This is a genomic window from Paenibacillus pasadenensis (assembly GCF_023715725.1).
GTDB lineage: Bacteria > Bacillota > Bacilli > Paenibacillales > Paenibacillaceae > Paenibacillus_O > Paenibacillus_O pasadenensis_A.
This window is the reverse complement of record NZ_JAMBOT010000004.1, coordinates 142,757-165,506: the sequence shown is the minus strand read 5'-3', so window position 1 is coordinate 165,506 and position 22,750 is coordinate 142,757. Positions and strand designations below refer to the sequence as shown.

Here is a 22,750-nt window from a genome sequence, read left to right as displayed (position 1 = left end):
AAGTCGGCATATTTCTGCTACAGGCAGGAGAAACTGACTGCAATTATTGAGTTGAAAGGGGAGATTCGGGATGAAAAGCAGCGGATGGTCCAAATCATGGATCCAGCAAATCGTGTTCACCGGCCCGGCTACGGTCGCGTTTGCGATTATTGTTGCGCTTCCCTTCTTTATGGGCATGTACTACTCCTTCTTTGATTGGAATGGAGTATCCGACAACCTGAAGTTTGTCGGCTTGGGCAACTTTACCGCCATATTTCAAGACGAAGCTTTTATTAATTCTTTTATTTTCACCAGCAAATTTACGGTTGCAACCGTCATTTTGTCCAATCTGGTCGGCTTCATCCTGGCGCTGCTGCTGACGCAGCCTGTGAAATCGAGAAATGTGCTGCGGACCATTTTTTTTATGCCAAACGTCATCGGAGGTTTGCTGCTCGGTTTCATCTGGCAGTTTATCTTCATTAAAGGTTTTTCGGCTGTAGGCGAAAAAACGGGCTGGGCGCTGTTTAACCTGCCGTGGCTCGGAGACGAAACAACGGCATTCTGGGGCGTCGTCATCGTCACCATTTGGAGTACGGCTGGTTATCTGATGGTCATCTACATCTCCGCTTTAATCAATGTGCCAAAGGATCTGATGGAGGCTGCCTCGATTGACGGAGCGACCGCCATGCAGAAGCTGCGCCACATTACGGTGCCGCTGATCATGCCGGCTGTAACGATTGCGCTGTTCCTGGCGCTAAGCTGGTCGTTTAAATCCTTTGATATCATCTTGTCTCTGACCAAAGGCGGCCCGTATAACTCGACGCAATCCGTCGCTCTGAACATTTACACAGAAGCGTTCCAAAACAATAACTACGGTCTCGGAACGGCCAAAGCGCTTGTATTCTTCGTCATCGTGGCGATCATTACGTCGCTGCAGGTATGGCTGACGAAGAGCAGGGAGGTGCAGGCATAATGGAACAGTCCCGTTACCGCGGAACAACATTAATTCTGGAAATTATCGGAGTGCTGCTTGCGCTGGTATTCCTCGTTCCGTTTTACTTCTTGGTCAGCAATGCGTTTAAAAAGTATGGAGACATTCTCCTCGACTCCGCGGCGCTGCCAAACCCATGGACCGTGGACAACTTTACCCGCGCCTGGGACATCATGAGCTTCCCGGCCTCGTTTATGAACTCGCTTATTATCACTGTTACGACCATTATCGGTCTGGCCGTAATCAGCTCTATGGCTGCATACCGGATGGTCCGCCATTCGTCCAAATACAATAACCTGTTGTTCGCAGTATTTGTGGCGGCGATGGTCATCCCGTTCCAGTCGATCATGATTCCGCTCATTACAGTGGCGGCGAACTTGAATTTGACGAACAGCCTCTCCGGCTTATGGTTTGCTTACATGGGCTTTGGCTCCTCAATGACCATTTTCCTGTATCATGGCTTCGTGAAGTCGATTCCGCTTGAAATCGAAGAATCTGCAACTGTTGACGGTTGTTCCCCTTACGGCGTTTTCTGGAGAATCGTATTTCCGCTGCTCAAACCAATGACGGTGACGATCATTATTTTGAACAGCCTGTGGGTATGGAACGACTTCCTGCTGCCGGACCTGATGCTTGGCGAAGGTCAGCGGACGATTCCTCTCTCGACGTATGCGTTTTTCGGGCAATATACGAAACAATGGGATTTAGCGCTTGCCGGTCTTGTAATGGGCGTGCTGCCGATTCTGATTTTCTTCCTGATGCTTCAGCGTCATATTATTGAAGGCATTACGGCTGGTTCTGTTAAAGGTTAAACGGAATCGGCGTTCCCAAGGGGGAGGATCGTGATATCGCCAAAAGCGACATCAATATCCTCCCCCTTTTGCAGCAATATCGTCAGTGCTAACGTTTGCATAACAGGAGTATACTGAGTTCATATTAGATAACCGCTTCGAATTAGCCGCCAATTACTTGGCATACTAAGGGAAGCAAAGGATCGAAAGGGGATTTTACCTGTGAAAAAAAGCTTGATGAGCATCGCGTCCGCAGGGCTTGCCGTTGCTATGCTCGCCGGATGCAGCACAACAAACAATGGAGGCGGCAATGAGGCTGCCAGCAATAACAGCGGCTCGAATAGCGGCGAAAAAGTAACGCTGAACATTTTCCAATTCAAGGTTGAAATCGCGGATGCGATGAACCGTTTGAAAGCCGATTACGAAAAAGAGAATCCCAACGTTACGCTTAACATCGAAACGATGGGCGGCGGCGCGGACTACGGCGCAGGCTTAAAAGCAAAATTCGCCTCGGGCCAAGAGCCGGACATCTTCAATAACGGCGGCAATGCCGATCTGAACACCTGGGCAGACAAGCTGGAGGATCTGAGCGGCGAGCCTTGGCAATCCGATGTAATCGACACAGCCAAAGAAGCAATTACCCGTGACGGCAAAAACTACGGCCTGCCAATGGGCATCGAGGGTTACGGCCTCCTGTACAATAAAGACCTGTTCCAGCAAGCCGGAATTGAAACTCCGCCTAAAACGCTCACCGAGCTGAAGGCAGCAGTTGAGAAGCTGAAAGCCGCCAATATTACGCCGTTTGCCAATGGATATCAGGAGTGGTGGATTCTCGGCAACCATACGTTCAACGTTGCCCTGGCCAACCAGGAAGATCCGGCCGCGTTTATTAAAGGCGTAAGCGAAGGCAAGGGCGGTCTCACGGACAACAAAGTAATCACCGACTGGTTCAACCTGTTCGATCTGATGATTCAGAACAGCAACAAAAACCCGCTGACGACCGACTACAACACGCAAGTAACGCTGTTTGCAAGCGGCAAAGCGGCGATGATGCAGCAGGGCAACTGGACGCAAGTTCAGATCGACGGCATTACGCCGAATCTGAATGTAGGCGTGCTGCCAATGCCGATCAACGACGACGCGAAGAGCGGCAACATCTACGTTGGCGTTCCGAACTACTGGGTAGTGAACAAAAACTCCAAAAACAAAGAAGCCGCCAAGGAGTTCCTGAACTGGCTGGCAACTTCTGAAACCGGCAAAAAATATGTCGTTAACGAGTTCAAGTTCATTCCAGCTATGAAATCGGTCGAAGTAGCGGACGAAAAAGTGCTCGGTCCGATCGCAAACGAAATTATGACGTTCAGCAAGGACGGCAAAACTTCCGGCTGGTACTTCAACCAAATGCCAGAGGGCGTTCCGCAAGAAGTCGGCGCCGAAATGCAGGCTTATGTAGCGGGCAAAGTTAGCAAAGAGGAAATGATAAAGAACATCCAGCAAAAATGGAGCAACATGGCTAAAAAATAAGCTTGCTTAATAGGATCAGCCCCAACGTCTACAAATGACGTCTGGGGCTGATTTATTTGGGCTAGGCCGGATAAACAAACAAGTTCGTTACGGGTTCTCCTATCCTAGCCGAAATAGGTCCCGTTGTAGATACGTTCTCAAACTTACCTCCAATTCCAATGAGTATGTTTATTACGTCCATACCGAATGACAAGTAGACGAGAGTGTTGCCGCTTAAAAAATAATAATTCATTGAAGCCTTTACAGATCCGGGGAGCGTAGTGGATGTGACTTTTATTTCACCAGTGCTACCACTCGCAATGGAGTAAGGGGAAGAGGAGATTGGACCGTAATAGTTGCTTCGGGTCAGCGTATAGCCGGATCGGTTATGAATATAAAATGGAATTGCTGTTCCTGCAGGCGTTATCGGGCCTTCCGGATCGCTTAAATGGCATCGAATCGATTGAGTCACAATAACAAGTAAAATAAATAGAATCAGGATGATGCTAGGTCCCATTAAAATAACTCCTATCCTTATAGAATTCCTGAACAAAAGTATGGTTTCTACTAACAGTTTATGAGGTAAAAGAATAAAGGTAACGGCGGTTGTCCAACCGTATGAACCAGTTGGTGCTTATGAAGAAGAGGAAAATATTGATTCTTCGAATCCATATCAATATTTTTCACCTTTTTGTTCAACATCCTCAGTGGTAGCGTTTGCATCGCAAGCCTATACTAAAGTTGTTCCCGAGGATTAAGGGATGACTTAACAGAAAATTATTTTTAAAGCGCATACATGGCGGCGGGTCAAACATGAGGGAGGACAAACGAATGAAAAAATCGGTAGTTACAGTTCTGTCGGCAGGCATTGCGCTCAGTCTGGCAGCAGCTGGCTGCAGCACTTCCGGCGGAAATAACAGCAGCGGCGATACAGGTTCCGCGAACAACACGGCGAACAGCTCGGCTAATTCCAACGCTGGCGGCGGCGGAGAAAAAGTAACGCTGAACATCTTTCAATTCAAGGTTGAAATTGCGGATGCGATGACCCGGCTGAAGGCCGACTACGAAAAGGAAAATCCCAATGTGACGCTCAACATCGAAACAATGGGCGGCGGAGCGGATTACAGCGCAGGTCTAAAAGCGAAGTTTGCTTCCGGTCAGGAACCGGATATTTTCAATAATATGGGCAACTCCGAATTGACAACATGGATCGACAAGGTCGAGGATTTGTCCGATCAGCCTTGGGTTGGCGACGTATTGGACGCAGCCAAAGAGCCGATTACGCGTGACGGCAAAATCTACGGCATGCCGGTGGGCATTGAAGGGTACGGCTTTATTTACAATAAGGATTTGTTCGAGAAGGCAGGCATAACCGAGCTGCCCAAAACGCTGAGTGAGCTGGAAGCGGCGGCGAAAAAATTGCAGGACGCAGGCATTACGCCATTCTCCAACGGCTATCAGGAGTGGTGGGTGCTCGGCAACCACAACTTCAACGTTGCATTGGCGAATCAGGACGATCCGGCCGCTCTGATTCAAGGCTTGAACGAAGGAAAAGGCGGCTTGTCTGGAAACGCGGTTGTCGATAATTGGTTTAAGCTGCTTGATCTGACGCTGAAATACAGCAACAAAAACCCGCTGACGACCGATTACAACACGCAGGTGACGCTGTTTGCCAGCGGTAAAACGGCGATGATGCAGCAGGGCAACTGGACTCAGGTGCAGATTGACGGAATTACAAAAGACATGAACATCGGTGTACTGCCGATGCCGATTGATGACAGCGAGAAGAGCGGCAACATTATGGTCGGCGTTCCGAACAACTGGGTCATCAACAAAAATTCCAAAAACAAAGAGGCTGCTAAAGATTTCCTGAACTGGCTGGCGACCTCCGAAACAGGCAAGCGTTATATTGTAGAAGAGTTCAAGTTCATTCCTGCGCTGAAATCGATTGAAGTGAAGGATGAAAAGGTGCTTGGCGCTATTGCTACTGACATTATGAAATACAGCCAGGAGGGCAAAACTTCCGGCTGGTACTTCAGCCAAATGCCGGACGGCGTTCCGCAAGAGGTTGGCGCCGAAATGCAGGCTTATGTTGCAGGCAAGGTCGACAAGGCCGGCCTGATCAAAAACATAGAAGCCAAGTGGAAAAGCATGGCTGTAAAATAACAGTTTGGGAACGTTCCGGAGGCAGCTACGCTTCCGGAACGTTTTTTTGATTCAATGGTTGCAGCCGATTGCATCTGCACTGAGAAGGATTTATGACTTGCTGATTGGCGGATGAAATGCTCCGCAACGGCGGAATTAAGTCCAAAAGTGGACTTAAATCAAGAGAATAGCTCCTCATTGGCGGAATTAAGCCCAAAAGTGGACTTATCTCGAGAGAATCGCTCCGCATTGGCTGAAATAAGTCCAAAAGTGGACTTATTTCAAGAGGATTGCTCCTAATTGGCGGAATTAAGCCCAAAAGTGGACTTAAATCGAGAGAATAGCTCCGCAATGGCGGAAATAAGTCCAAAAGTGGACTTAAATCAAGAGAATCGCTCCGCATTGGCTGAAATAAGTCCAAAAGTGGACTTAAATCAAGAGAATCGCTCCGCATTGGCGGAAATAAGTCCAAAAGTGGACTTATCTCAAGAGGATTGCTCCTCATTGATGAATTTAAGTCCAAAAGTGGACTTATCTCGTGACGTTGCCCGAACAATACGACTGTAATTAATCCCTTGCATGAAATACTCCATCCGAGCACGTCAGCAATGAATTCAAACTATCTGCCGTTTGCGTACGACTACTCCTGCTCCTGCCGGAGCCGCCAGCCGTCAATGACGGCGGCATGCTCCGCCAGCGCGGTCTCGCCTGGCGGCAGCAGCTGGTAGACGCCTCGCTCCACCTTGGCGAACCAGCCGTAATAATTGTCGCGCAGCAGTCCGCCCGGATTCGCCACACCGGTCAGCTTCCGCAGCCCGGCCGGAGAGAGCGGGCCATGCGCTTGAAGCGCCCAGGCGCAGCGGAGCGCACGCTCCCGGTACGCGGTCATCAGCGTCCGGCCCTGAGCCCGTCCGCTGCCTCCGATGTTGTAATCGCCGCTGCGCTCGCGGAACTCCTGCAGCAGCCGGCGCTCGCGGGACGGGCGGCGTCCGCGCAACGGAGCGTCTCCGGGCTCGCAGAGCAGCTCCAGAGCAGGGGGCTTCGTTTTATAAAACGTCACCGTCATCAGTCCCAGCCCAAGCATCCGGCACAGCTCCGAAAGCTCGCCGAAGCGCTGGTTGACGGCGCCTTTTTTGGACCGGTTGCGCTCCACGACGAGCATGACCCGATCCGCCACCCGCAGCCGCTGCACCCCTTGAAGCAGCAGCGCCAAGGTGAACGTTTTTTTTAATTCAACGATAAGCAGATCGCTCTCGCCCGGACGCATTGCGACGAGATCGCAGTTCATCACCTCGCCTTTGACCTCATACCCCTGCTGCTCCAAATAAGCCTTTACCGGCCTGTACAGCTCCGCCTCCTCGCGTACCGCCATTCCGGCCAACCTCCCCATGCGCCGGCCCCGCAGGGCACAGGCGTTCTCATTCCGTTCATTATAGGAGATACGGGCGAGGCTGGCAATTCTTGTCCATCATCAAAATTTTCGGTCAAGTTATCGGCCCCCTCCGCATAGGCTTTAATACTTCGAATACGTTGCTATTCGGGAGTGAGAAGCAGAGATACAGCCTGGGCGAACGGGACAGTCAGCGGAAGCAATGGGAGGAGGCGCAGCATGGATATTTTCAAGCGGATTGCGGAGTACAAGTCGGAGGGCGAGCGGCTCGCCTGGTCGGGAACGTTCAAGGACTACATCGAATTGCTGCGGAACGATCCGTCACCGGCGATGACAGCGCACTCGCGGGTGTACGAGATGATTAAATCGCACGGCATCAAAGAGAAAAACGGACAGAAAACGTATAAGTTTTTTGAACAGGAAATATTCGGGCTCGACCGTGCGGTAGAAAAGCTGATGGAGGAATACTTCCACTCGGCGGCTCGAAGGCTCGACGTCCGCAAGCGGATTTTGCTGTTAATGGGCCCAGTCAGCGGAGGCAAATCTACCATCGTGACGATGCTCAAAAAAGGGCTTGAACGATTTTCACGCACGGAAAAGGGCGCTGTGTATGCCATCAAGGGCTGCCCGATGCACGAGGATCCGCTGCATTTAATACCGCATGAGCTGCGGCCTGATCTGGAGAAGGAGCTAGGTGTCCGCATCGAGGGAAATCTTTGCCCGTCCTGCCAAATGAGGCTCAAGACGGAATTCGAGGATGACATTGAGAACGTCCAGGTTGAGCGTGTTTTTCTTTCCGAAGACAACCGCGTCGGCATTGGCACCTTCAGCCCTTCCGATCCGAAGTCTCAGGACATCGCCGATCTGACCGGCAGCATCGACTTCTCTACCATTACGGAATTCGGATCGGAATCCGATCCGCGCGCCTACCGCTTCGACGGCGAGCTGAACAAAGCGAACCGCGGTTTGATGGAATTCCAGGAAATGCTCAAATGCGACGAGAAGTTCCTGTGGAATTTGCTTTCTTTGACGCAGGAGGGACAGTTTAAGGCAGGAAGGTTCGCGCTCATCAGCGCTGACGAATTGATCGTGGCCCATACGAACGAATCCGAGTACAAAGCGTTCATTTCCAACAAAAAGAACGAGGCGCTGCAGTCGCGGATGATCGTCATGCCTATTCCATATAACCTTCGAGTAACGGACGAGGAAAAGATTTACGCCAAGCTGATCGCCCAAAGCGATCTGCGCCATGTGCATATTGCGCCACACGCGCTGCGCACGGCGGCCATTTTCTCCATCCTTACCCGCCTCAAGGAGTCCAAAAAGCAAGGCATGGACCTGGTCAAAAAAATGCGCATGTACGACGGGGAAGAGGTCGAGGGCTACAAAGACGCAGACCTCAAGGAGATGCAGCATGAGTTTTTGGAAGAGGGAATGTCCGGCATCGATCCCCGTTATGTCATCAACCGGATTTCCAGCGCTCTGATCAAGGGCGAAATGGATCATATCAATGCGCTTGACGTGCTGCGGGCGCTCAAAGACGGGCTCGATCAGCATCCTTCCATTACGAAGGAGGAGCGCGAGCGCTACTTAAACTTCATCTCGGTGGCGCGCAAGGAGTATGATCAGCTGGCGAAAAATGAGGTGCAGAAAGCGTTTGTGTACTCCTTTGAGGAGTCGGCGCGTACGCTGTTCGAGAACTATCTCGACAACATTGAGGCCTATTGCAACTGGTCGAAAATCAAAGACCCGCTTACCGGCGAGGCGCTTGATCCAGACGAAAGGCTGATGCGTTCCATCGAGGAGCAAATCGGAATTTCGGAAAATGCAAAGAAGGCCTTCCGCGAGGAAATTCTGATCCGCATCTCATCCTACTCGCGCAAAAGCCGCAAGTTCGACTACACCAGCCACGAGCGGCTGCGCGAAGCGGTGGAGAAAAAGCTGTTTGCCGATCTTAAGGATATCGTCAAAATCACCACATCCACCAAAACGCCGGACGAAAATCAGCTGAAACGGATGAACGAGGTGACCAAACGGCTCGTCGAGGAGCATGGCTACACAACCGCAAGCGCCAACGAGCTGCTGCGCTACGTCGGAAGCCTGCTGAACCGCTAAGCGTACGGTAATCGCTTTACCGTTCTAAATCAGCAGAGGATGTTAGGCCCGCTCCGGGCTTAACATCCTCTGCTTTTTGGTATGGAAGGCAAAGGTTTTTGCCCTCCGTCCAGTATGACGAAACCTTGCCGAAAGCTCGGCAGGGTTTAGCCTTGAGAATCAAGCAGATTCCAAGCCGAAAATGGAAATGCAGGTTTAGCCGAGCACCAGCTCGCCGAACCATTCCGAACAGTGGAAGTTCGGATTGCTGGATTTTATCTCCGACCAGCAGCCGTAGTGGGGAAGCTCGGTTTCGTCGCCGCATTTGTACAAATTACCGCGCATGACGGCGCCAGATATCGGCTTGAAGTCAGGAAACAGCTCTGTGATCCAATCAAACGGCAGCTTCGCTTGTATGCACCAGTACGTCTCGCCGGTTGCGGCATCGCGTAGTCCCGCAGCGGCTTCAATGCGGAGCGAGGGATGCTCGTCCGGCTGGAGCAGCCTGCGGTCGTCTCGGTTCGTTCCGATGCCGAGCAGTCTGGTTCCGGCGGCGTTAAGCTCCAAATTCAAGTAACGCGCATCCGTTTCCGGCGACGGCTGGAGGAATAGCTCCACACAGCTGTCCTTGTAAACAGGCTCGTTGGCGTCCTTGAAGCGGATGAGCGGATCGGATTCGTAGACACGGAACGATACGGTCAGCTCATAGTCTGTGTACGAAAGAACCGCCTCCGTACGGGGACGGTAGCCGTTATCCATCCATAGGAAGTGGGAAACGGCGGCGGGCGGCGTTTCGGGCTCATTGGAGAAAGCGGCCTCGGGGCCGCCGGTATTCATTTTGCGGATAAAATAGCTGGTGGTCGTCACGAAAGGCATGTCCCTCCTTTTACTCTTCCATCAGAGTACCATGCCTGCTTAGGGCTCTGCTAGATGAAAAGGGCGGTGTTAGGGCGGTAATAAGGTCGTCAAACGCCATTAAGGACCGCCGAACCGGCGGAAAGCCCGGAAATAAGGTCGTCAAACGTCCTTAAAGGGCCGCCGAATCGGCGGAAAGCCCGGTAATAAGGTCGTCAAACGCCCTTAAGGGCCGCCGAACCGGAGGAAAGCCCTGTAATAAGGTCGTCAGACGCCCTTAAGGACCGCCGAACCGGCGGAAAGCCCGGAAATAAGGTCGTCAAACGCCCTTAAGGGCCGCCGAACCGGCGGAAAGCCCGGAAATAAGGTCGTCAAACGCCCGTATGTTTTGCCTGCAGCTCCCTTTCAGGGAGCTTTTTTTGCTTTGTTGCAATTGAGCGTGTAGTGGCGTCCGTAGCCTTTGGCATATTGGACGATCCGGCGAATAATCGTTGGATCATCCAGCTTGGTGAACGGGCACGGATCCGGGCGTGTATTTACCTCAAGAATCCACGGCTTTAGCTTTTTGTCGACGGCGAGATCAAGCCCGAGCTCGTTCAGCTGGGGATATTTTTTGCTCAGCTCCGCTGCCGTCAGCAGCGCCAGCCGATTCATTTTTTCCTGAAGCTGCTTAAATTCGGCCTCCCCGCAGACGGGCACCAGCAATCGGGCTGGCGAATAAATCGTGCCCCCCTGGCTGCCGTTTGAAACGATTTTATCGGGATGGGCGACACGCGCGGCTGTGCCGGTGCACTCCCATTTTCGATTTGAATTGCGCTGAATCATGACGCGAAAATCATAGGGTCTTCCTTCTTGCTTCAGCGCATGGATGCCTTTTTGAACGAGGTAAGGCGTATCTCCGATTCGGACTTGCAGGGAGCGGAACAGCCCAGCCAGCGAGGAAAATTTAAACGTGCGGGTGCCGCCCCTCAGCTCGTAGCCGTTCGATGTCTTTTTTACTCTCATAACGCCGATCCCTTTGCTGCCCCGGTCGGGCTTTACGTATACCATGCGGTGGCGATCCATCAGGGTCGTCAGTTCTTTTAAACCGAGCCAATGCGTAGTCGGAATATGTTTAGTCAATTCCTCGCTGCGCAGCAGAAGCTCCGTCTTCGTCATTTTACTGGCTATGCCCCGTTTTCCTTGGTAATTAGCGGACATGACTCAACTCTCCTTCATGTGCGGACTGGATTCGATAGTCTATGTGCCGGTATCCCGCTCAGCAATGGATGTTGGCCTAGAGATGCCGCGATCGCTTCATGAAAGGTATTTCGTCACCCTTTTAACTAAAATGTCCAGCCGCTGTTAGCACGCATTTACTGGAACGGCTTTATATACGTAGGCATAGGCTACTGCATGAGAGGCCGCAGCTTCCGTTTAAACATGCCTATATATGCAAAACAAGCATCGAGCAACGCTTGCCAAGGCGTCGGCTTAAAGGCATTCATATTCAATCCATTTATGAAACGAAATAAGGCCGTAAAAGAAAGGGGAGGGCGCTATGCCTCCTGAAAATTGGAAACAGCTCGTTTGCCATTTGACCGAACGTTTCCCGTGGCTTGGCAATCGGATAGATCAGCAAGCGATTATGCTAAAAATGGACCCTGAGCCTCCGGCGGATCCGCCGTCCGGGCTAGCAGCGGCCTCGCTGTTAGGCCCCGCAACACCGCAGTCCGAACTTCCAGCGGAATCGCAGCCTGAGCTCCCCCCAACTCTTCAGCCAGGCTTCTCCGCCGATCCGCTCTGGGAGCAGCTGCCGCTCGTCACCGCTTCTGTTCTCGAAACGCATTATTACACTCAAGACAATCCGCTGGCAGAGCAGCCGGACATGAATTGTTACCGAACCTCTGGAACGAGCTCCGGGCGGCGCAAAGCGATCTTTTACTCGGAGCGGGATGAGGAGCACTATTTGCGCGTTAAGCTGGACGTATTCCGTTCTATTTTGGAGCCATACGGATACCGCACGGCTGTTTCCGATATGGGCACCGGTCACGCGGAGGCTACGGCGGCGGCGGTATTTCGCAGCCTTGGGATGAGCGTTGAAACGCTGCCGTACCAGCTGCCAATCCGGGACCATATTGAACTGCTGGAGCGAAAAAGGCCCGAGGTGCTGTATACGATGCCGTCCATTTTGGACCGGATTTTGGCTGCGGCCGAGCAGCCGGAGGCGCTGGGCATCTGCCATGTCGTGCTGGTCGGGGAAATAGCTTCGCCGGGCTGGCGCCGCCGGGTTGCGGAGCGGCTGGGCATCCCTGAGCGGCATATCGCCGATACATTTGGCTCAATCGAGATCGGAACGCTGGCGCATTACAACCCGGAGCTGAACCGTTATGTGCTGGCGGACGGCCTGTTTGCCGAAGGAGTGCCTGCGGAAGCGCTAGGCGAGGGCTTTGAGCCGCTGCCGGAAGGAGAGGCTGTATTGGTGCTCACATCGGCCATCCGTGACAGCTTCCCCGCTCTTCGTTACGTCACCTATGACGTGATACGCGATTTGCAAACTCAACATTTAAACGGACGGCCCCGCCAAACGTTTGCTAGCATCGTCAAGCGCATCGGACCGGACCTTAAACACGGTGAAAAAATAAGCATTTACGACATCGAGGATGCGGTAAGCCGCCATCTGCCGGATGCCGTTATTCGGATTCATGTCGCAGGCAACGCGCTTCGTGTTCTCGTTGACAGCGGCTCTGCCACTGACAAAACGCTGGCCCAAATTCGAGACGATATCGAGCATCGGAATCCCGATATTGGCGGAATGATCCGCAGCGGCATTTTAAACGGAATTGAAGTCGTGCCGGACTCCTTCAGCAAGTCGGCGCCTGGCAGCGTGATGAAGCAGAAAAAGATTTATTACGAGCAGAGGGGGGACGGCGCTTGAATCTGGAGGAAGGAATCGCGTCCGCTATCGGCCGGACGCCGCTGATCAGGCTGAAGCGGCTGTTTAGCGGGGAACGCTTCGAGGTCCATGCCAAGCTGGAAGGAATGAATCCCGGCGGAAGCGCCAAGGACCGGCCCGCCCTGCATATGCTGCGGGAAGCGATCCGGCGCGGAGAAGTGACGGAGGACAGCACCGTCATTGAATCCAGCTCCGGCAATTTGGCGATCAGCCTGGCGCAGCTTTGCCGTTATCTAGGGCTGCGGTTTATATGCGTCGTTGATCCGCGCACAACGGAGTCGCATAAATCCATCATTCGCAGCTATGGCGGGGAAATCGATCTTGTGTCGCAGCCCGATCCGGCAACCGGCGAATTTCTCCCGGCGCGAATCGCCAGGGTGCAAGAGCTCGTTCAGGCTATTCCGCATGCTTATTGGACCAATCAATACGGCAATCCAGACAACGCCGGGGCGCATAGCCTGACGACGATGCGCGAAATATCCGAGCAGCTCGGACAGGTGGATTATCTGTTTTGCGGCGTCAGCTCCTGCGGCACAATCCGCGGCTGCTCGGACTATATCCGCAGTCGCGGCCTTCCGACTAAAGTGGTCGCCGTAGATGCGCAGGGCAGCATCTTGTTTGGCGGCAAACGAGGACCGCGCAGACTGCCCGGACTTGGGGCGGCTATTGAGCCGGGGCTTCACGATGCGACGCTTGCGGATGAGGTCGTGCATGTATCCGACGCGGAATGCGTATGGGGCTGCCGGGGGCTGATCCGCCGGGAGGCCATTTTGGCGGGAGCGTCCTCCGGCGGCGTTGTGGCGGCAGTCCGCAGGCTAAGTCCAAGCTTGCCGGCAGGCTCGGTATGCGCCGTCATTTTGCCGGACCGGGGCGAGCGGTATTTAAGCACCATTTTCGACGACGAATGGGTGATGCGGGAGCTCGGTCCAGCGGCGGCGAAACAAGACGGGAGCGTGCACTCATGATTTTTTTGAACGACGACCATATCCAGGAGCTTGGCGTGGACTGGCACAAACTGACGAATCTCGTTGAAAATGCCGTCCGCACAAGGGAGGCGGGCGATTCCGCCAGTCCCTTGAAATCCTATCTGCGCTTCCCCGGCACGAAAAACCGGATTATCGCCACTCCCGCCTATTTGGGAGGCGAATCCGCGCTTGCCGGCATCAAATGGATCGCGGGTTTTCCGGATAATATCCGTCATGGGCTGCCGCGCGCTAGCAATCTTATTGCGCTCAATGATGCAGCGACCGGACAGCCGCTAGCCGTGCTCCGCTGCAACCTGCTGAACGGGCTGCGCGCGGCGGCGGTGAGCGGTCTTATGCTGCGCGCCTATGCAAAAGCACGGCCCGATGTGGATATTCGGCTCGGCATCATCGGCTGGGGGCCGATTGGGCGGCTTCATCTCGAAATGGCCGCAGAGCTGCTCGGCAGCCGTTTGGCCGGCATCAGCCTGTACGACCTGCAAGGCGTCGATCTCTCTAGCGTGCCGGAGCCGCTTCGCTCCCGCACCGAAGCCGCTGCCAGCTGGCGCGAGCTTTACCGGAGATCAAACGTTATTGCAACCTGCACCGTGAGCGAAAGCCGCTACATCGACGAAGCGCCGCCTGAAGGATCGCTGCTGCTCAACGTCTCGCTGCGGGATTTTGAGCCTGAGAGCGTGGCGGATGTGCGGGCAATTTTTGTGGACGATTGGCAGGAGATATGCCGTGAAAATACCGACATCGAGCAGCTGCATCTGCGCTGCGGCTTGAATGCCGAAGGCACGCGCAACGTCGGCGATCTGGTCTGCCGGGACGGATTGGCGGAGTTCCCGGGGGAAACGGTGTTTTTTAATCCGATGGGTCTGGGCATATTTGATATTGCAATCGCAGGACACTATTATCGGCTGGCGTCCCGGCGCGGCTTAGGAATAGGACTAGAGTAACGCCAGTCCGACCCGCTTCCTACAGGGAAGCGGGTCCTTCTGACCGAAAGGATAATTTTGCTTGACGATGTTCCGCTGCTCCACTAGAATATGTAATGCAAACGTTTTCCTGAAAGCGCTTTATAGTCGGTTAATTAATAAGCAGGTTTGTTCGTGATGCCTCTTTAAGACGGGACCTTCTTTTTTTGACGTTTTATGCAAACGTTTGCCAAACAATAAAGGCAAGAGTTAATTTCATGTTTTACCTTCAGAAAAACAGATTTAAACAGCAATGGGGAGGGGTTCTTGTTGAAATCATTCAGGGTAAGGAACGGCAGAAGATTGGCGGCGGTTATCGTTGTCATGTCTATGCTTATGTCTATGTTTGCGCCTGCTCCCGCGCAGGTTAACGCCGCATCCGGGGCGGAGCCGCCGGCCAATCCGGCGGTCGCGCCGCAGAATACGGCTCCGGCTATTCCGGATAACCATCTGCGTGTGCATTACAAACGCTCAGACGGCATTTATAAGGATTGGGGATTATGGACGTTCGACGATGTGGCAAGTCCCTCGACGAACTGGCCTTCCAGCGCTACTCCGTTCCCGGAAGGCCAGACGGACAGCTTTGGAGCCTACATCGACATTCCGCTCAAGGACGGCGCAAGCAAAGTTGGCCTCATTACGATGCGGCCGAGCAACGGCGAGAAGGACGGCGGCGACAAAAAGTTTGCGCTCAACGGCATGAAGGAGGTTTGGCTGCTGCAGAGCTCCGACACCGTGTATACAGATGAGCCTGCGGAGCCAAAAGCCGAGCTCGTATTCGCAGAGGTTCTGGATGCAGGCAAGCTGCGGCTCAATTTCACGATGACGGGCGATTTGGAAGCGGACAGCCTGAAAACTGAGCTGCAAATCACCGACAAATCCGGCGCGGCGGCAGCTGTTGACCGGGTGGAGATTGTGAGCGATAAAACGGCTGATGCATACGGCAGCTTTACGATGGATCAGGCGCCGTTGACCGTCCATTATGACGGTAAAAAAGCCGTTGCTTTTGTCGCGGGAAGCAAAATGGACGAGCTCTATGCGTACAACGGCGGCGATCTGGGAGCGACTTATGCGGACGGCGGAGCGGTGCTGAAGCTGTGGGCGCCGCTGGCCTCCAGCGTAACCGTTACCGTTTACGACAAAACAGACGCATCGCTGCCTATCGGCGGGAAAGCGCTGGACAAGGGCGAGCGCGGCGTCTGGTCCGCCGAGCTGAAGCCGGGCGATTTTGGCGTCGCGGATTTTAAAAACTATTTTTACCAGTATGAAGTGACGAATAACGGCGTGACCAAAACAGTGCTCGACCCTTACGCCAAATCGATGGCGGAATTCCGCGTGAATACGAAGGGCGAAGCCGGACCGGACGGAGATACCGTCGGCAAAGCGGCGATTGTAGATCTGAGCGGGACAGACCCGGAAGGGTTTGGTTTTGCGGACGTTCAAGGATACGAGAAACGGGAAGACGCCGTCATTTGGGAAATTCATGTGCGTGACTTCACCTCCGACTCCTCTATCGAAAACAGCCTGAACGGCGCCCGCTGGGGCTCGTTCGACGCCTTTAAGCAGAAGCTGGATTACATTAAATCGCTTGGCGTAACTCATGTGCAGCTGCTTCCGGTTATGGCCTGGTACTACGGCGACGAGGCGGCGGCGGGCAACCGCGAAACGAATTATTCGGCCAAAAACAACGAATACAACTGGGGTTACGATCCGCACAGCTATTTTGCGCCGGACGGAGCCTACTCCGCTAATCCCAAAGATCCTGAGCTGCGCGTCAAGGAATTGAAGGCGATGATCGACGCGATCCATGACGAGGGCATGGGCGTCATTCTCGACGTCGTGTACACGCATATGGCGAAGGCCGATTTCCTTCAGGATATCGTGCCGAACTACTACGCCTTCCAAAATGCGAGCGGCGCTTTCCTCGGCGATTTCGGCAACAATCTGGCGACGAACCGCAAGATGGCCGAGAAGCTGATGGTAGATTCCGTGAAATACTGGTTTGACGAGTACAAAATTGACGGCATGCGCTTTGATATGATGGGCGACGCCACCTACGATTCCGTGCAAAACGCCTACGATGCAGCTAAGGCGCTCAACCCGCAGGCGCTGTTCATCGGCGAGGGCTGGCGCACGTTCAAGGGAGCCCAAGCTGACCCGTCTCTGGCCGGCAAAGGCGCCGATCAGGATTGGATGGACAAAACAAACGATGTCGGCGTTTTCTCCGACGAGTTCCGCAACGAGCTGAAATCCGGCTTCGGCAGCGAAGGCGAGCCAAGGTTCATTACGGGCGGAGCGCGCGATATCAATACGATTTTCAATAACATTAAAGCGCAGCCGGGCAATACAAATGAAGACGATCCCGGCGACATGGTGCAGTATACCGAAGCGCATGACAACCTGACGCTGTATGATATTATCGCTCAGGCGACCAAAAAGGACCCGGCCGTTGAGGCGAACAACAAGGAGATTCATCAGCGGCTGCGCCTCGGCAATCTGATGACGCTGACCTCCCAGGGCACGGCGTTCCTGCATGCGGGACAGGAATACGGCCGTACGAAGCAGTGGCTTGCCGCAGGGCAGCCGGAGGGCGAGGCCCACGAATTCAAGGACGCGGATGATAAAACGTTTGGATATTTCGTTCACAATTCCTATGACTCCTCGGACGCGATCAACCGGTTCGATTGGCAAAAGGCAACGGATGCTGCAGCCTATCCAGAAAATGCGATGACACGGGATTATACGCAAGGGCTGATTGAGCTGCGCCAGTCCAGCAATGCGTTCCGGCTTGGCGATCAAAGTCTCGTCAACCGCAATGTGAAGCTGTTAAGCATTCCGGAGGTGCAGGCGCAGGACCTCGTCATCGCGTACAAAACGCAATCGACTGACGGCACTGGCGCATATTACGTGTTCATTAACGCTGACAGCAAAGCCCGGAAGCTGACGCTGTCCGAGGATTTAAGCGGCGGACTGGTCGTCGCCGACAGCGACGAAGCAGGCATTGCAGGCGTTGCCGCTCCGAGCGGCTTCAAGCTGGATGCGGGCTCCATCGAGCTTAGTCCGCTGACGGCGGTCATCATCCGCACCGAAGCGCAGGAAGAGCCGGAAACGGATAAACGCTACGTCCAATTCAACTACATCCGTCCGGATAAGGACTATAAGGACTGGAATCTGTGGGTGTGGAACACGGGCGTAAAGAACGACCAGATTGATTTTGACAAGGTGGAAAATGGCATTGCTCAAGTCCTGATCGAGGTTGCTCCACAGGCCACCAGTGTAGGCTTTGTACTTCGCAAAGGCACGGACTGGAATACGGCGAAGCAGGATATTGGGGATGACCGGATCATTCCGCTCACGCCGGGCGAAGCTTTTACAAAGGTTAACGTAACCAGCATGGTGCGCGAGCTGGACATCAAGCCAACCCTGACGGGTCCGGCGCTGAATGACGGAGCCATCACCTTCACCTACCGCGATGACAAGCTGTTCCGGGAAGGGAAACAGAATCTGCTTGAGAGCGTGCAGCTGCAAATCGGCGGCAAGCAGTACCCAATGGCCTACATGCCGGAGCTAGAGCTGTTCCGTTATACGTTGGAGGATATTGCACCGGGAACCTATGACTATACGTTTGCCGTGACTCAAGGAGGAGCAACAACCGTTGTATCCGATCCGAAAAATACGGAAGACGGCAAATCGGCCGTTTCCTATATCAAACCGAACGTAACGATTTCGGCTTCTGTCGCTCCGTCGGCGATCACCTCCGGAGAGAACGCGCTCGTGAAGCTGAACGTTGCTTCCAGCGAAGAGGTTGCTTTCAAGGAAGGTTACATGGATCTGACCGCGCTCGGCGGCCCGGCGAAGGTGAAGCTGGACACGGCGCTGCTGGAGCAGACCATTGCCGTGAAGGATACGGTAACGGCCGGCGAGAAAAAAATCCCGCTCACGCTCGTTGACCAATACGGCAACCGGCACAAGGGGGAGGCCGGCGTAACCGTTAAGGCGAGGAGAGCGGCAGGCGGCAAGCTCGACTTTGATTTTGACGAGTCCCGCATCTACTTTGTCCTGACGGACCGGTTCATGGACGGCGATGCGTCCAACAACGAGAATGTTGACAAGTCGCATCTGGAGGCGTATCACGGCGGCGACTTCCAGGGGCTGATCGACAAGCTCGATTACATCGAACAGCTTGGCGTCAACACGCTTTGGATTACCCCGATTGTTGATAACATCGACTTCAATAAGGGGACTGATTTTAACGGCAAGCAGTACGGCTACCATGGCTATTGGGCTAAAGACTTCTCCAAGCTCGACGAGCATCTCGGCGATCTGGATACGTTTAAGGAGCTAATCGACAAGGCGCATGACCGCGGCATCAAAATCATGGTCGACGTTGTGCTCAACCATGCCGGATACGGCGTGAAGCCTGGCGACAACGCTCCGGGCGTGACGGAAGAAGACAAAGCGCGATTTGCGGAAATGCTGCGCACCGACGGCCTATCTGCCGATACGGACGCGATCAAGGGCGAGCTGGCGGGACTTCCGGATTTCATTACCGAGGACCCGGCGGTGCGGAAGCAGGTTATCGACTGGCAGACGGAATGGCTGAAACGCGCCAAAACGGAGCGCGGCGATACAATTGACTTCTTCCGCGTTGATACGGTGAAACATGTGGAAGAGACGACTTGGAAGGCGTTCAAAAACGACCTGACCGCAATCGATCCTGACTTCAAGCTGATCGGCGAATATTACGGAGCAACCGCCGACAGCGACGGAGGCGCGCTGCAAAGCGGCCAGATGGACAGCCTGCTCGACTTTAGCTTTAACGACCGTGCCAAGCAGTTTGTAGAGGGCGGCGTTGAGGCGGTTGACGTTTACCTCGCGGAGCGTGCAGCGAAGCTGGACAACACGCGGACCATGGGGCAGTTCCTGAGCAGCCATGACGAGGACGGCTTCTTGAGCGACTTCATCGGCGGCGACAAGGCCAAGCTGATGGCGGCGGCAGCGCTGCAAATTACGGCGAAGGGCCAGCCGGTCATCTATTACGGCGAGGAGCTGGGACGCTCCGGCAAAAACGCCAAGGATATGGGCAAAGGCGAGCTCAGCGAAAACCGCAGCGACATGCCGTGGGACAAGCTGGACGAGGAAGGCAAGCTGCTCCAGCATTACCGGAAGCTGCTTGCAATTCGCGCCGACTATTCCAAAGTTTATTCCAAGGGCGAACGTACGACAATTGAAGCTTCGGATGAAAAAGGCTACATGGCCTTCAGCAACAAATACGGCGAGCAGCAGGTTGTAACGGCGCTGGGAGTAAAAGCTTCCGCGCAGGAAGTGACGCTTAAGGTGCCTTTTGCAGCGGGAAGCTCTGTGAAAGAGCTGTACAGCGGGCAGACGCTGACCGTTTCGGCGGATGGCCAAATAACGTTCACGCTTCCGGCTATGGCCGACGGCGGAACGGCGATTTTTGCGGCTGTGACGCCGGATGGCGGCAACGGGAACAACCCTGATCCAGGCAATGGCGGCAACCCCGACCCAGGAAACGGTAACGGCGGCAATCCGGATCCTGGCAATGGAAACGGCGGCGATCCTGGCAGCAGCAATGGCGGAACCACGCCGGGCACCGGCGGAGCCGACCCGCAGCCGGGCAGCGTCAAAGTGGTTACGGAAGACATGCTCCGCGCAGCCGGGGACACAGTTTCCATCACGCTTGGCGCAGACGTGAGCGAAGTCCAGCTTCCGCTGAACGCCTCCGGTCTGCTTGACGGCAAACCGTTGGAGTTGAAGCGTGAAGGAACGACGGTGCAGCTTCCGGCAGCGCTGCTGAAATCTCTGCAGGAGCTTGTTCCGGCAGGCGACGCTGCAGGCGCATTTATTTCCTTCAAAGTTGCCGAAGTGGATGCACAAACAGCAGCTGCGCTAGTGGCTCAAGCAGGCGAGGAGCAAAAGGCGAAGCTGAAGCTTGGCAGCGGCATGCTGGAGCTGGAGCTTGCGGCAGTTGGCTCTGGCGGCAAAACGTACAAGCTGGACCGTTTCGCAGCGCCAGTAACTCTTTCCTTGCCGGTGGCTAACGGCATGAACGGCAAGCTCGCTGGCATTTACTTCATTTCGGAAAGCGGCATCCACTATGTTGGAGGCAGGCTGGCGAACGGTGTTATGACCGCCAAGCTGAGCCATTTCAGCAAATATGCGGTGCTGGAGCTGGACAAATCGTTCCGTGACCTGACCGGTCACTGGGCGGAAGCTGCCGTTAAGCAGCTTGCGGCCAAAGGAATTGTGAACGGCACGAGCGCTGAGCTGTTCACCCCGGGCAAACCGGTGACCCGCGCCGAGTTTACCGCGATGCTCGTTCGCGCGCTGAAGCTGGAGGCTTCCGGCACAGCAGCGGCAGGCTTCAAGGATGTTCCGTCGCAGGCATGGTACGCTTCCGCAGTAGCGGCGGCACAGCAGCACGGCCTCGTTTCCGGCAAAAGCGCGGACAGCTTCCAGCCGGACGCGCCGATCAGCCGCGAGGAAATGGCGCTTATGCTCATGCGTGCATACGATGCTCAAACAGACGCTGCCGTAACCGAATCGGGCGTAAAATCGTCTCCGAAGGATATGAAAGACGTATCCGCATGGGCAGTTAATGGTGTGCGGGAAGCGCTGGCACTCGGCATCATGAAAGGTTACTCCGACGGCAAATTCCTCCCTGAAGGAGTAACAAACCGCGCGGAAAGCGCACAAGCCGTCTTTAATATGATGAGCAAGCTGGAATCGTAATCTGTATCTAGCATTTGAAGCTTCGCCTGTCCGGATTTCCGGGCGGGCGAGGCTTTTTTTGACAGGTAAACAAATCTACAGCCGGTTAATGGAGCTATAATAGAATTCAGATAGCAAAGCCGGATTAGGGAGGGGGGAGCAGATGCCGCATCGGAAAGAACGGGAGCATTCGGAAGGGCAGGAGCACTCGGAACAACAGGAACAGCAGGAACAGCCCAAACATCCCGTTTTTGCGCTTGCGCCCGACTCCTTCAAAGGAAGTATGAGCGCCAAGCAGGTTTGCTACGCGATGGAGCGGGGGCTGCGGCGGGTTTTTCCGCTTGCGGACTTTATTCATGTGCCTATGGCTGACGGCGGAGAAGGCACGGTCCAGTCGCTCGTTGATGCAACAGGAGGCAGCTTGTATCAAAGGGAAGTAACCGGTCCGATGGGTGAAACGGTAAAAGCGGCATTCGGCATTTTAGGCGATGGGAATACGGCGGTTCTGGAAATGGCGGAGGCGAGCGGCATCCAGCTCGTTACAGAGGCAACCCGCAATCCGTTGGCTGCAACGACCTATGGAACCGGCGAGCTAATTAAGGAATGTCTGGATCGGGGAATCCGCCGGATTATCATCGGCATTGGCGGCAGCGCAACCAACGATGGAGGAGCCGGGATGGCGGAGGCGCTTGGAGCCAGGTTTCTGGATGCAGACGGAAATGAGCTGCCCAGAGGCGGAGGCAGTTTGAGTCGCCTTGCGGCTATCGATGTGTCCGATTTGGATGCACGTCTTGCCGAGGCCGAGCTTATCGTCGCTTGCGATGTAACGAATCCGTTATGCGGCTCGAATGGAGCCTCGATGGTGTTTGGTCCGCAAAAAGGAGCAACGCCGGATATGACGGAGCGGTTGGACGCCGCACTTTCCCATTATGCCGATGTCGCGAAGCGCCAGCTAGGCAAAGATGTGCGGAATATTCCCGGTGCAGGCGCGGCAGGCGGACTTGGTGCGGGGCTGCTCTTGTTCACCAATGCCGTTTTGCGGCGGGGCATCGAGATTGTCATCGACTACTCCGGACTGCGCGGCAAGCTGGCTTCGGCCGATTATTGTTTTACAGGTGAGGGCTGCATCGACGGTCAAACGCTGTTTGGCAAAACGCCCTACGGAGTAGCTTTAGCGGCAAAGGAGCTAGGCGTTCCTGTTATCGCCGTGGCAGGCAAAGTCGGTGAGGGAGCGGAGCAGCTATTTGATTTTGGCTTTGACGTTATTTTAGGCATAACGCCCGCGGCCGCGCCTCTAGATCAGCTGCTTGCAGAAGGACCGCAGAACGTTGAGCGGACCTGCGAAAACATTGGCCGCCTGTTTAAGCTTGGAATCAAAAATGCCTGATTGCAG

At 54.4% G+C, this 22,750-nt stretch carries 15 protein-coding genes; 11 read left to right on the top strand and 4 right to left on the bottom strand.

The window, feature by feature from the left end:
- Positions 1-70: 70 nt before the first annotated feature.
- The 3 genes from M3223_RS12165 (at position 71) to M3223_RS12155 (ending at position 3,285) form a co-directional block, all read left to right on the top strand.
- Positions 71-952: a carbohydrate ABC transporter permease gene (locus M3223_RS12165; RefSeq protein ID WP_251561726.1), complete on the top strand. Its 882-nt coding sequence runs from the start codon at positions 71-73 to the stop codon at positions 950-952.
- Positions 952-1,782 (top strand): carbohydrate ABC transporter permease, encoded by an 831-nt coding sequence (locus M3223_RS12160; protein WP_251561724.1) that lies wholly within the window; start codon positions 952-954, stop codon positions 1,780-1,782. Before M3223_RS12165 ends, M3223_RS12160 begins: the two co-directional genes overlap by 1 nt.
- 216 nt (positions 1,783-1,998) lie before the next feature.
- Positions 1,999-3,285, top strand: coding sequence for an ABC transporter substrate-binding protein (locus M3223_RS12155; RefSeq protein WP_435368016.1), 1,287 nt, complete (start codon positions 1,999-2,001; stop codon positions 3,283-3,285).
- A 61-nt stretch (positions 3,286-3,346) separates the two neighbouring features.
- Here M3223_RS12155 and M3223_RS12150 read toward each other — a convergent pair whose 3' ends face one another.
- Complete coding sequence (locus M3223_RS12150) at positions 3,347-3,781, bottom strand: hypothetical protein (RefSeq protein ID WP_251561720.1); 435 nt, start codon at positions 3,779-3,781, stop codon at positions 3,347-3,349.
- Between the two features lie 314 nt (positions 3,782-4,095).
- Here M3223_RS12150 and M3223_RS12145 point away from each other — a divergent pair, with 314 nt between their 5' ends.
- Together M3223_RS12145 and M3223_RS12140 are read left to right on the top strand one after the other, a co-directional pair.
- The gene (locus tag M3223_RS12145; RefSeq protein ID WP_251561717.1) at positions 4,096-5,430 is read left to right on the top strand and encodes an ABC transporter substrate-binding protein; all 1,335 of its coding nucleotides are present in this window, start codon (positions 4,096-4,098) and stop codon (positions 5,428-5,430) included.
- 279 nt (positions 5,431-5,709) lie between these two features.
- Entirely contained in the window at positions 5,710-5,976 is a 267-nt protein-coding gene (locus M3223_RS12140) for a hypothetical protein (protein ID WP_251561715.1), read from the top strand.
- A gap of 73 nt (positions 5,977-6,049) precedes the next feature.
- Here the strand turns inward: M3223_RS12140 and M3223_RS12135 are convergent, their stop codons facing one another.
- Positions 6,050-6,781, bottom strand: a complete 732-nt coding sequence (locus tag M3223_RS12135) for a DUF2161 family putative PD-(D/E)XK-type phosphodiesterase (protein WP_251561713.1) — start codon at positions 6,779-6,781, stop codon at positions 6,050-6,052.
- 237 nt (positions 6,782-7,018) lie between these two features.
- Between M3223_RS12135 and M3223_RS12130 the strand changes: the two genes are divergently transcribed.
- Positions 7,019-8,914 carry a PrkA family serine protein kinase gene (locus M3223_RS12130; RefSeq protein WP_251561711.1) on the top strand — a complete coding sequence of 632 codons (1,896 nt, stop codon included), beginning with the start codon at positions 7,019-7,021 and terminating at the stop codon, positions 8,912-8,914.
- A 195-nt stretch (positions 8,915-9,109) separates the two neighbouring features.
- Here M3223_RS12130 and M3223_RS12125 read toward each other — a convergent pair whose 3' ends face one another.
- Positions 9,110-9,760 carry a carbohydrate-binding family 9-like protein gene (locus M3223_RS12125; protein WP_251561709.1) on the bottom strand — a complete coding sequence of 217 codons (651 nt, stop codon included), beginning with the start codon at positions 9,758-9,760 and terminating at the stop codon, positions 9,110-9,112.
- Positions 9,761-10,153: 393 nt separating this feature from the next.
- Positions 10,154-10,948, bottom strand: a complete 795-nt coding sequence (locus M3223_RS12120; RefSeq protein WP_251561707.1) for a YheC/YheD family protein — start codon at positions 10,946-10,948, stop codon at positions 10,154-10,156.
- Between the two features lie 340 nt (positions 10,949-11,288).
- Between M3223_RS12120 and M3223_RS12115 the strand changes: the two genes are divergently transcribed.
- The 5 genes from M3223_RS12115 to M3223_RS12095 all read left to right on the top strand — a co-directional run bounded on the left by M3223_RS12115 (position 11,289) and on the right by M3223_RS12095 (position 22,744).
- Positions 11,289-12,665: a CoF synthetase gene (locus M3223_RS12115; protein WP_251561705.1), complete on the top strand. Its 1,377-nt coding sequence runs from the start codon at positions 11,289-11,291 to the stop codon at positions 12,663-12,665.
- Positions 12,662-13,648: a 2,3-diaminopropionate biosynthesis protein SbnA gene (sbnA, locus tag M3223_RS12110; RefSeq protein ID WP_251561703.1), complete on the top strand. Its 987-nt coding sequence runs from the start codon at positions 12,662-12,664 to the stop codon at positions 13,646-13,648. The genes M3223_RS12115 and sbnA overlap by 4 nt, the downstream gene beginning before the upstream one ends.
- The gene (locus M3223_RS12105) at positions 13,645-14,607 is read left to right on the top strand and encodes a 2,3-diaminopropionate biosynthesis protein SbnB (protein ID WP_251561702.1); all 963 of its coding nucleotides are present in this window, start codon (positions 13,645-13,647) and stop codon (positions 14,605-14,607) included. Before sbnA ends, M3223_RS12105 begins: the two co-directional genes overlap by 4 nt.
- A 288-nt stretch (positions 14,608-14,895) precedes the next feature.
- Positions 14,896-21,378 carry a pullulanase gene (locus M3223_RS12100; RefSeq protein WP_251561700.1) on the top strand — a complete coding sequence of 2,161 codons (6,483 nt, stop codon included), beginning with the start codon at positions 14,896-14,898 and terminating at the stop codon, positions 21,376-21,378.
- 142 nt (positions 21,379-21,520) lie between these two features.
- The gene (locus M3223_RS12095; RefSeq protein ID WP_285891250.1) at positions 21,521-22,744 is read left to right on the top strand and encodes a glycerate kinase family protein; all 1,224 of its coding nucleotides are present in this window, start codon (positions 21,521-21,523) and stop codon (positions 22,742-22,744) included.
- Positions 22,745-22,750: the final 6 nt, after the last annotated feature.